We start from the raw sequence: 11,385 nt of genomic DNA, 5'->3' as shown, positions 1-11,385 counted from the left end.
CACATGCCTGCTTACGTCGCCGGGGTCGACCCGGAGGACACCTTCGCCGTGCTCGCGGACGCGACCCGGACCGGGGGGTCGGTCGGGATCGTGGTGTGCGCGTGGGAGCCGGGCCAGGAGCCGCCGCCGCACACGATGCCGGGCACCGACCAGGTGTTCGTGATGCTCGGCGGCGGCCGGTGCGTGCTCACCGTCGACGGCCGCGACCTGGACCTCGGCGCCGGGCAGGCGGCGTACGTGCCGCGGGGCTCGCGCGTCGCGGTGCGGGTCGCCGGCGGGGCCTGCCGGGTGCTCGTGGTCCTCGTCCCGCCGGGGCCGGAGGCGTACCTCGCCACCGTGTCGGCGCTGCCCGGGACCAGCCCCGGCACGCTGATCACCCTCGCCGCCGACCACGGCGTGCTCGTCCACCCGCGGTAGCTACCCGCCCTCGGTGGCCGACAGCTTGGCCCGGACCTCGGCGGCGTCGGGGTGGTCGAGCGACTCGAAGACGGCCAGGGACCGGTGCAACACGTCACGGGCGGCCTTGACGTCGCCGAGCGCCAGGTGACTGTCGCCGAGATGGTGCAGGGTGTCGGCCTCGAAGCAGCGGTCGCCGGTGTCCTCGAAGAGGGCGAGCGCCCGCTGGAAACACTCGATCGCCGACTCGTACTCCCGCAGGTGGTGATGGGCGAAGCCGAGGCTGTCCCAGGTCTCGGCCTCGCCCTGCCGGTTGTCCAGCCGCTGGTGCAGCGCGAGCGCCTCACGGCAGGTGGCCACGGCCTCGCGGTGGTTGCCGAGTTGGGCGTGCAGCCAGCCCATCGCGTTGAGCGCGTTGGCCTCGCCGGTGGGGCTGTCCGCGGTGCGGAACAGCTCGCGCGCCCGCGCCGCCTGCCGGAAGCCGTCCTCGTACTGTCCACGGTGGACGGCGATCTCGGCGAGGTTCAGGTGGCCCTGCGCCTGCCGGCCCGCGTCGCCGAGCTCTTCGTACAGCTCCAGGGCCCGCACGGAGTGCCGCTGCGCGTCGTCGGCGCGGTTGAGCTTCAGGTACACGTGCGCGATGAGGCGGTGGCTGTGCGCCGCGCCGTGCCGGTCCGGCAGGCGTTCGGCGGCGGCGAGCCCGGTCAGCGACGCGTGCAGCCAGTCGCCCCACAGGCCCTGCCGGTCCAGGAAGGTGGCCAGCGCCCACGCCAGCTGCCAGGCGTGCGTGTCGTACCCGTGCCGCGCGGCCAGGCCGATCGCCGCCAGCAGTACCGGACGCTCGGCGGTGAACCAGGCGAGGCTCTGCTTGGCGTCGGCCAGCGGCTCCGGCGGCACCCCGGACGGCGCCAGCTCCAAGGGCTCCCGGTGCGGGCTCAGCAGCCGGGTCCCGGCATAGGCGGTGTGCAGGTAGTGATCCAGCATCCGGCGCTGCGCGGCGGCGCGGTCCTCGGGCGCGTCGACGGCCTCGGCCTGCTCCGCGGCGTAGGCGCGCAGGAGGTCGTGGAAGGTGTACCGGCCGGCCGCGTGCTCGGTGAGCAGATTGGCCCTGGTCAGCTCCAGCAGCGCCGCGGCGGCGTCCGGGTCCGGCAGTGCCGCGGCGGCGGCGTCCGGCGCACCGGCCAGGGCGGCCGCGGCCGGTGCGGTCACGTCGGGCCCAGGGTGCAGGCCCAGCAGGCGGAACATCCGGGCCGCCGCCGGGCTGAGCGCGGCGTACGACCACGACAGCACGGCCCGCGCGTCGACGTCGCGCTCCGCGCCGGTGAACGCGTCGAGCTGCCGGCCGGCGGCCTGCCGCAGCTCGGCGGCGATGCCGGCGAGCGGGAGCGCGGGACGCCCGGCCGCGCGGGCGGCCACGATCGCAAGGGCGAGCGGGAGGCCGGTGCATGCCTCGACGATCGCGTCGACGGCGGCGGACTCCTTGGCGACCCGGTCGGCGCCGAGCCGCGCGGCCAGCAGCCACCGCGCGTCGGCCGGCGGCAGCAGGTCCAGCACCAGCGGCTCCGCGCCCTCCGACGTGTGCAGCCCGGACAGCTCGTTGCGGCTGGTGACCAGCACCAGGCAGCCGCCCGCGCCGGGCAGCAGCGGGCGCACCTGCTCGGAGTCGCGGGCGTTGTCGAGCACCAGCAGCATCCGGCGGCCGGCCAGGTGGCTGCGGTACAGGGCGGCCTGCGCCTCGACGCCGGCCGGGACGCGCCGCGGCGCGACGTCCAGCGCGTCGAGGAACCCCCGGAGCACCTCGGCCGGGTCGGCCGGCGGCGCGGTGCGGTCGAAGCCGCGCAGGTTCACGTACAGCTGGCCGTCGGGAAACCGGCCGGCGACCTGGTGCGCCCAATGCAGCACGAGCGTGGTCTTGCCGATGCCCGCGGTGCCGGCGACGGTGCAGATCACGGTCGCGGTCGGGGCGACCGCGGCGGCGAGCGCGTCGAGCTTCGCGAGCGCGTTCCCGCGCCCGGTGAACCCGCGCACGGCCGGTGGCAGCTGCGCGGGCACGGGCCCCGACGGTCTCGCCGGCGCTCCCTGCGGCGCCGGTTCGACAAGCGCCGACGGCGGCGGTTCGGGGAGCGCCGGCGGCGCCGGTTCGGTGGGCCCGGGCTGGCCCCGCAGCACCGCCAGGTGCAGGCGCTGCAGCTCAGGGCCCGGGTCGAGGCCGAACTCCCGGGCCAGCCGCTGCTGGTGGCGCTGGTACACCGCAAGGGCCTCCAGGCTGCGCCCGGTGCCGTCCAGCGCCCGCATCCACAGGCCCAGCAGCCCTTCCCGGGTGGGGTGGGCGGCCGCCAGCCGGGTCAGCTCCGGCAGCACCTCGACGTGGCGGCCGGTGGCGATCTCGCACGCCAGCCACTCCTCGGTCGCCACCAGCCGCAGCTCTTCGAGGTCGCCCACCAGCCGGGGCCGCAGCCAGGCCGACACCGTGTCGTCGAGCGCGTCACCGCGCCACAGGTCCAGGGCCGCGCGCAGCCGTGCGCCGCGCTCCGCCGGGCCGGACAGGGCGCGGGCCGCCGCGACCATCCCGCTGAAGCGCCGCGCGTCGATCTCCTCGTCGTCGACGTCGATCTGGTACGACGTGCCCGTGCTGCTCACCAGCGCACCCGCGGAGCGCAGGGCGGCCCGGACCCGGGACACGTGGCTGTGCAGCAGCTGGCGTGCCGTCGGCACCGGCTCGCCGTCCCACAGCAGGTACGCCAGCCGCTCCACCGGCACGGGCACGTGGTTGTGCAGCAGCAGGACGGCCAGCAGGCACCGCTCCCGCCGCCGGCGCAGCACGACGGCGCCCGCGGACGTGTCGATCGCCAACGGACCGAGGAGCCGGAACCTCACAGCGGCCCACCGTAGCGGGTCGCCTGAGCCCACCTCCGCTGGCGTGTCAAGCCTGGCGCAAGCGGCGGCACGCATATTCGGGGTGGTCAACACGGCCGAACGGGGGTGTGCGGTGGACGGCGCGCAAGAGCCGGCCACCGTACGCGGAAAGCGTCAGCGGGCAGGTGCGAGCAGCCGCTCGCGGATGAGGGTGCCCGGGTCGTCGAACCACTCGTCGTAGTGGGTGGCGGGGCCGAGGGCGTCGATGGCGGCGACGTACGCCGCGCCGTCGATGGGCCGGCCGCTCAGCAGGGCGCTCATCGCGTGCAGGTAGTGGAAGTCGCTGTGGTCGGGGAACGCCTCCACGGCGCCGGACAGCACCGACGCCGCCTGCTCGTCGTGGCCCTGCTCCAGCAACGTCAGCACGATCCACCGGGCGGCCGACGGGCGGGTGGCCGACCCGCCGCGCCGGTGCACGTCCAGGAACCCTTCCAGCGCCTGGTCGAAGCGGCCGGCCGCGAAGTCGCGCAGGGCACCCGCGTACGGCAGGTCGTCGGGCACGGCGTCGGCGTGCGCCGGCAGGTAGGCGCGGCTGACGCCGGTGCCGCCGCCGGTCCTGCGGCCCACGACCCGCCACCGCACCGCGCGGTGCCCGTCGAACGCCGGGAACGTGACCGGCACCGCGACCGCACCCGCACCCGACGCGGCGGCGCGCTGCCGGAGCCGCTGCTCGGCGTCGGCGTCGACGAACCGCAGCCCGCCGAGGTCGAAGCGCCAGCCGTCGCCGGTCGCGGGGGACCAGGCGGCCCGCACCTGCCGGTACGTGTCCTCGATGCGCGGCACGATCGTGTCCCACGAGTAGCCGGCCGCGGTCTGCAGGCCGCCGTCGCGCAGCCGGGCCGCCAGGCCGGGCTCGTCCAGCACCCGCCGCACCTGGGTGGCCAGCCCGTTGACGTCGCGCACGTCGGCGAGCAGCGCGTTGACGCCGTCGCGGGCGTACTCGAGGACGCCGGTGTTCCGCGTCGTCACCACCGGCGTGCCCGACGCCATCGCCTCCAGCGGCGGCAGGCCGAACGTCTCGTAGTGCGAGCAGCAGACGTACACGGCGGCCTCGCGGAACAGGGCGCCGAGCGTGGCCTGGTCCGGGGCGACGGCGACCTCGCCGAACGGCTCCCGCGGCGGCTTCGGCGTCACCCACACCACGTCGACGGCGTGGCCGTGCTCGACGACGGACCGCCACACCTGGCGCATCTCGGCGATGCCCTTGAACGTGTTGCCGTCCCAGCCGACACACAGCAGGTACGGCCGCCGGCCGCTGGGCGTGCGGTCGAACACCGCCGGCGGGTGGAACACGGCCGGGTCGACGGCGTTGGGGATCACGGTCGCGGTCACGCCGTACCGCTGGCGTTGGACCTCGGCGACCGTCCCGCTGACGATGATCGTCGCGTCGGCGGCCTCCAGGCTTCTGGCCACCACGCCGCGGACCGTCTCGTCGACGTCCTCGAACAGGTGGAAGTCGCCCTGCTCGAAGTGCACGACCGGGGCGATGCCGAGGACGCGGGCGGCGAGGACCTGGTCCCAGTACCCGGCGACGATCACGTCGCAGGCCGGGACGGCCTCGGCGAGCTCGACGCCGAACGGCACCTGCCGGAACCGGGCCCGCAGGTCGAACCACGCCGGTGGTGGAAAATGGCTGAGCACCGTCACCCGGTGGCCCCGGGCGAGCAGCCGGTTCGCGTGCTCGAACAGCACCCGAGCGCCGCCGCCGACGTCGGTGCGCGGCACCAGGAAGCACACCCGCAGCCGCTCCGGCGCGCCGCCGAGGGGTGGCAGCCGCGGCACCGGCGGCGGGGCCGGCAGCTGGCGGCGGGCGAGGAACTCCGCGTTCCGGGCGGCGGCGACGGCCGCGGCCAGGTCAGGACGCAGCAGGAGCGCCGGGTCGGGCGCGGTTTCATTCGGCCGCATACCCCGCTTATCGGCCGCCCGCCGGCGGTTTTGAGGGCAAACCGGGAGCACTTGCCGGCAAAACCCGATAGTCACGCACCGCAGTCGTGCGGGTATCGTCGCCGAAGGCCTGTTTGAGAAGTAAGGGTGGGAACCCAGATGGTGCTGAAGATGTCCACGCTGTTCGTGCGGACGCTGCGCGAAGACCCCGCGGATGCCGAGGTGACGAGCCACCGGCTGCTCGTGCGCGCCGGCTATGTGCGCCGGGTCGCCCCGGGCATCTTCACCCTGCTGCCGATGGGGCTGCGCGTGCTGCGCAACGTCGAGCGGGTCATCCGCGACGAGATGGACGCCATCGGCGGTCAGGAGCTGACCTTCCCCGCCCTGCTGCCCCGGGAGCCCTACGAGGCGACGGGCCGCTGGACGGAGTACGGCGCCAACCTGTTCCGGTTGAAGGACCGCCGCGGGGGTGACTACCTGCTCGGCCCCACGCACGAGGAGATGTTCACCCTCGCCGTGAAGGACTTCTACTCCTCCTACAAGGACCTGCCGCTCACCCTGTACCAGATCCAGACGAAGTACCGCGACGAGGCCCGTCCCCGGGCCGGCATCCTGCGCGGGCGGGAGTTCCTGATGAAGGACTCCTACTCGTTCGACGTGGACGACGACGGGCTGCGCGAGGCGTACCAGCGGCATCGCTCCGCCTACATCAAGATCTTCGACCGGCTCGGCCTGGACTACGTCGTGTGCTCCGCGATGAGCGGCGCGATGGGTGGCAGCGCCTCCGAGGAGTTCCTCGCGGTGTGCGACATCGGCGAGGACACGTTCGTCCGCTGCGCGAACGGCGACTACGCCGCGAACGTCGAGGCGGTCACCACGCCCGCGATCGCGGCCCTGCCCATCGACGGGCTGCCCGCCGCGCGGGTGGTCGACACCCCGGACACCCCCACGATCGAGACGCTGGTCGACCTGTTCAACGAGCGCGACGACCTGCGCCGCGACGACCGCGCCTGGGGCGCCGGCGACACGCTGAAGAACGTCATGCTGATGCTGACGCTGCCCGACGGCAAGCGTGAGCCCCTGGCCGTCGGCGTGCCCGGCGACCGGGAGGTCGACCTGCGCCGCCTGGAGGCCCAGGTGGCCCCCGCCGAGGTGGCGCCGATGTCGGAGGCCGAGTTCCAGCAGCACCCCGCGCTGGTCAAGGGCTACATCGGCCCCGGCGTCCTGGGCGAGAAGGGCTCCTCCGGCATCCGGTACCTGGTCGACCCCCGCGTCGTGGACGGCACCAGCTGGATCACCGGCGCCGACCAGCCCGGCAAGCACGTCATGAACCTCGTCGCCGGGCGTGACTTCACCCCCGACGGCGTTGTCGAGGCGGTCCGCATCCAGGACGGCGACCTGTGCCCCGTCGACGGCGGCACGCTGGAGCTGGCCCGCGGCATCGAGATCGGCCACATCTTCCAGCTCGGCCGCAAGTACGCGAAGGCGCTCGGCCTCACCGTGCTGGACCAGCACGGCAAGGCCGTCACCGTCACCATGGGCTCCTACGGCGTCGGCGTGTCCCGCGCCATCGCCGTGATCGCCGAGCAGACCGCCGACGACCGTGGCCTGTGCTGGCCCCGGGAGCTGTCACCCGCCGACGTGCACGTGGTCGCCGCGGGCAAGACCGAGGAGATCAAGGCCGGCGCCGCGCAGCTCGCCGACGCCCTCGCCGCGACCGGGCTCGAGGTGCTGCTCGACGACCGCAAGGACGTCTCGCCGGGGGTCAAGTTCAACGACTCGGAGCTGCTCGGCGTCCCGACCATCGTGGTCGTCGGCAAGCGGCTGGCCGACGGCATGGTGGAGATCCGCGACCGCAAGACCGGCGAGAAAGAGGAGATCCCGGTCGAGGGCGCTGCGGAGCGTATCGCCGCGGTCATCAGGGCGGTCTGACGGCGCGGCAAGGGTCGGCCGTTCGGCTTCTTGTCGGATCAGCCGTTCGGCCGGACCTATCCCGTCAAATCCCCCCGCATACGGCGCTTCGGTTTGACTGGAGGCCCGGAGGAGCCGATACGTTCGGTCACGGCCATGCTGTCAACGAAGGGTGCTGACGTTGTCCGGCCGCCATACCGCAATGACCCGGCGTCACCTGGCTCCATTGATCGCAGGCGTTGTCGCCGCGGTCGCCCTGATCGGTGGTGCAATCGCCACCGTCAATATGAGATCGGACGACGCGAAGCCGACGGCCGCCGATGCGATCGACGGCAGCCGTGGTCCGGCCGACCGCGCGGACCGCGGCGAGCGACCCTCGCCCGCCACCTCCGCCCCGTCGCCCAGCGCGTCCGCGTCGCCGCAGGTCAGCAAGGCACCGGAGGTCACGAAGTCGCCGACGAAGAAGCCGTCGGCGTCGAGCACGCCCAAGGCGACCGGCGGCGCTGTGACGGGCACCGGCACGTGCAAGGCGTCCTACTACGACACCGGTTCGCGCACCGCCAACGGGGAGAGCTTCAACCCCAACGGGCTGACGGCCGCGCACAAAGAGCTGCCGTTCAACACCCAGGTCCGGGTCACCAACCTGGCCAATGGCAAATCGGTCGTCGTGCGCATCAACGACCGGGGGCCGTTCGTCAGCGGACGCTGCCTCGACCTCGCCCGCGGCGCGTTCGTCACGATCGCTTCGGTGAGTGCCGGAGTGATCAACGCACGGTACGAGGTACTCAAGTAACGCCGGATCCCGGCCGTTTGTTTGAGCGGTCCGGCGGCCCTTTGGTGGCATGCTGTCGATCGGACCTATGAAACGACCGTTGCTTCCCGAAGCCCGCGCCGGAGTCGGCGCGGCCTTCGTGCTGCTCTGCCTGGTGCTGGCCGCCGAGGTCGCCGACGGCGTCGACGCCAACTACATCGGCCTGCTGGCCGCGGCGCCGTTCCTCGCCGCCGCGTTCGCGTCCTGGCCCGAGGTCCTCGCCGTCGGCAGCGCCTCGACCGTCCTCGCCCTCGTGTTCTGCACGATCGAGCTCATGCACAGCCGCGAGCGCACCCTGGTGATGCTGCTCAACCTCGGCGCGGTCATCCTCGCCGCCGGCATCGCCTCCGCCGTGGGCGCCATCCGGCAGCGGCAGATCGCGCGGTACGCCGAGCTGTCCAAGCTCGCCTCCGTGGCGCAGCAGGCCGTCCTGCGCCCGCTCGGGCCGCAGCTGGGCCCGTTGACCATCGCCGCCCGGTACATCTCCGCCAGCGCCGCCGCCGACATCGGCGGTGACCTGTACGAGGCGGTGGACACCCCGTACGGCGTCCGCATGATCATCGGCGACGTGCGGGGCAAGGGCCTGGACGCGGTCCGGCTCGCCAGCATCGTCCTGGGCTCCTACCGGCACGTCGCCTTCGAGCGCGCCGACCTGCGCGCCATCGTCGCCGACCTGGACCGGGCCGTGGCCCGCTCCGTGGGCGACGAGGACTTCGTGACCGCGGCGCTGATCGAGGAGCGCGGCGGCACCCTCACGATCGTCAACTGCGGGCACCCCGCGCCGCTGCTGCTGCGCCGCGGCCAGGTCATCCCGCTCGACCCGCCGTCCAACGCGCCACCGCTGGGCTTCATGCCGGTGGTCAAGCCCCGCGTCGAGCGGCTCGAGCCCGGCGACCGGCTGCTCTTCTTCACCGACGGGCTGGCGGAGGCGCGCCGCGACGGGCAGTTCTTTCCGACGGCGGAGCGGGCGCAGCGGCTCCTCGGGCACGGCACCGTCGCCGACGGGCTGGCCTCGCTGGAGAGCGCGCTGCTGGAATGGGTGCGCGGCCGGCTCGACGACGACATCGCGCTGGTCCTGGTCGAGTACCAGGGCGTGAAGGCTCCGGCGACGGTCCCCAGCTGGGAGATCGGCGGCGCCGGAGCGACGACTGTGGGCTGAAGCCGTCTCAGTCGATGACAACCCGCGGGCGCGGGATGAGACGCCGCATCGGGGCGCGGTGCCGGCCGGTGTAGAACCGCGGGTACTTGGGAGCGAACAGAGAGCCCATCATCCTGACGATCATCGCGGGTGCCCTCCTCTTGACTGCGAGTAACCGCTCAACGAGCGCATCACCCGCGGGTGACGGCGTGTCGTGCGCACCTGCTCCCGTCGGGCTACTCATCTATCACCCTCAGCTACTCAGGGATCACCCTGACCTGCCGAGATAGGTGAGGCTGCGTGTGACCGCCGTCACCCGTCCGGGCGGGTTGCCCGAGGTTACTTGCGAGTAATAAGATGGCTGTTACCGACTGGTAACCTCGGTCATCCATGCTCGATCTACAAAAGCGACCCAGAGACGGGGGCCACTCCGCGATGAGCCACTACAAGAGCAACCTGCGGGACCTCGAGTTCAACCTCTTCGAGGTGCTCGGCGTCGACAGCGTCCTCAGCCAGGGCACCTACGGTGACCTGGACGTCGACACCGCCCGCAGCATCCTCGCGGAGGTCGACCGGCTCGCCCGCGAGGATCTCGCCGCCAGCTACACGGACGCCGACCGCAACCCGCCGGTCTTCGACCCGGCCACGCACTCGGTGAAGATGCCCGAGTCGTTCCGGAAGTCCTATGAGGCGTTCATGGCGGCCGAGTTCTGGCGCCTCGACCTGCCCGCCGAGCTCGACGGGACCCCCGCGCCGCGGGCGCTGTGGTGGGCCCTCGCCGAGATGGTGCTGGGCTCCAACGCGCCGGTCTGGATGTACGCGTCCGGCCCCTCGTTCGCCAACACGCTGCGGATCGAGGGCACCGAAGAGCAGAAGAAGTGGGCGAAGCTCTTCGTCGAACGCCAGTGGGGCTCCACGATGGTGCTGACCGAGCCCGACGCGGGCTCCGACGTCGGCGCCGGCCGCACCAAGGCGATCCCGCAGGCCGACGGCTCCTGGCACATCGAGGGCGTCAAGCGCTTCATCACCAGCGGCGAGCACGACCTCACCGAGAACATCGTCCACTACGTGCTGGCCCGGCCGGTCGACACGCCCGGCGCCGGCGGCCCCGGCACCAAGGGCCTCTCGCTCTTCGTCGTGCCGAAGTTCCACTTCGACGGCGAGACCGGAGAGCTCAAGGACCGCAACGGCGTCTTCGTCACCAACGTCGAGCACAAGATGGGCCTCAAGGTCTCCACCACGTGCGAGGTCACGTTCGGCGGTCACGGCGTCCCCGCCAAGGGCTGGCTGCTCGGCGACGTGCACGAAGGCATCCGCCAGATGTTCCTCATCATCGAGTACGCGCGGATGATGGTCGGCACGAAGGCGATCGCCACCCTGTCGACCGGCTACCTCAACGCGCTCGAATACGCCAAGAGCCGCGTCCAGGGCGCCGACCTCGCCAGCAACGACAAGGCCGCGCCCCGGGTCACGATCACCCACCACCCCGACGTGCGCCGCTCGCTGCTGCTGCAGAAGTCCTACGCCGAAGGCCTGCGCGCGCTCGTGCTGTACACCGCCTCCTGGCAGGACAAGGTGGCCCTCGCCGAGGCCGCCGGCGACGAGAAGGCCGCGAAGATCGCCAAGCGGGTCAACGACCTGCTGCTTCCGCTGGTCAAGGGCGTCGGCTCGGAGCGGGCCTACGAGCTGCTCGGCCACGAGGCGCTGCAGACCTTCGGCGGCTCCGGCTTCCTGCAGGACTACCCGCTGGAGCAGTACGTCCGCGACTCGAAGATCGACACTCTCTACGAGGGCACGACCGCGATCCAGAGCCTCGACCTCGTCTTCCGCAAGATCGTGAAGGACCAGGGCAAGGCGCTGCTCACCGTCGCCGCCGAGATCCAGCAGTTCCTGGCGGCCGAGGGCGGCAACGGCCAGCTCAAGGTCGAGCGCGTCGCGCTGGGCAAGGCCCTCACCGAGACCCAGACCATGCTCGGCATCTTCACCGGCTGGCTCGGCGAGGCGCAGGCCGGCGACGCCCAGGCCCTGTACAAGGTCGGCCTCAACACCCGCCGCTTCCTGCTCGCCCTCGGCGACGTCGTGGTCGGCTGGCTCCTGCAGCGGCAAGCCGAGGTCGCCCTGAAGGCCCTGGCCGCCGGCACCACCGAGACCGCCTTCTACGAGGGCAAGGTCGCCGCCGCGAAGTTCTTCGCCCGCGAGGTCCTGCCCCGCATCGGCTCGGACCGCCGGATCGTCGAGGGCACGACGCTGGACGCGATGGAGCTGTCGGAGGACGCGTTCTAGGTTTCCTGGCGTAACCGCACCACAGAGAAGCTGGCGGGAGGGCAAT

Annotated in this window: 7 protein-coding genes; 5 read left to right on the top strand and 2 right to left on the bottom strand. The window is 72.8% G+C overall.

Annotated elements, in window-relative coordinates; all coding sequences use genetic code 11:
* Positions 1–3 precede the first annotated feature (3 nt).
* On the top strand, positions 4–417 hold the full coding sequence (locus tag AB0H83_RS27500; protein ID WP_360099338.1) for a cupin domain-containing protein: 414 nt from the start codon (positions 4–6) through the stop codon (positions 415–417).
* On the opposite strand, the gene AB0H83_RS27495 is transcribed toward AB0H83_RS27500, so the two are convergent.
* The gene (locus AB0H83_RS27495; protein ID WP_360099336.1) at positions 418–3,273 is read right to left on the bottom strand and encodes a BTAD domain-containing putative transcriptional regulator; all 2,856 of its coding nucleotides are present in this window, start codon (positions 3,271–3,273) and stop codon (positions 418–420) included.
* Positions 3,274–3,426: 153 nt separating this feature from the next.
* The gene (locus AB0H83_RS27490) at positions 3,427–5,217 is read right to left on the bottom strand and encodes a glycosyltransferase family 4 protein (RefSeq protein ID WP_360099334.1); all 1,791 of its coding nucleotides are present in this window, start codon (positions 5,215–5,217) and stop codon (positions 3,427–3,429) included.
* Between the two features lie 138 nt (positions 5,218–5,355).
* Between AB0H83_RS27490 and AB0H83_RS27485 the strand changes: the two genes are divergently transcribed.
* The 4 genes from AB0H83_RS27485 (at position 5,356) to AB0H83_RS27470 (ending at position 11,339) form a co-directional block, all read left to right on the top strand.
* Entirely contained in the window at positions 5,356–7,128 is a 1,773-nt protein-coding gene (locus AB0H83_RS27485) for a proline--tRNA ligase (RefSeq protein WP_360099473.1), read from the top strand.
* Between the two features lie 151 nt (positions 7,129–7,279).
* Positions 7,280–7,900 (top strand): septal ring lytic transglycosylase RlpA family protein, encoded by a 621-nt coding sequence (locus tag AB0H83_RS27480; protein WP_360099332.1) that lies wholly within the window; start codon positions 7,280–7,282, stop codon positions 7,898–7,900.
* 67 nt (positions 7,901–7,967) lie between these two features.
* On the top strand, positions 7,968–9,077 hold the full coding sequence (locus tag AB0H83_RS27475) for a PP2C family protein-serine/threonine phosphatase (RefSeq protein WP_360099330.1): 1,110 nt from the start codon (positions 7,968–7,970) through the stop codon (positions 9,075–9,077).
* Between the two features lie 414 nt (positions 9,078–9,491).
* Positions 9,492–11,339, top strand: a complete 1,848-nt coding sequence (locus tag AB0H83_RS27470) for an acyl-CoA dehydrogenase (protein ID WP_360099328.1) — start codon at positions 9,492–9,494, stop codon at positions 11,337–11,339.
* Positions 11,340–11,385: the final 46 nt, after the last annotated feature.

The sequence above is a fragment of the Dactylosporangium sp. NPDC050688 genome, assembly GCF_040654515.1.
GTDB lineage: Bacteria > Actinomycetota > Actinomycetes > Mycobacteriales > Micromonosporaceae > Dactylosporangium.
Note: the sequence above shows the minus strand (reverse complement) of the source record. Positions and strands in the feature narration are given on the sequence as shown.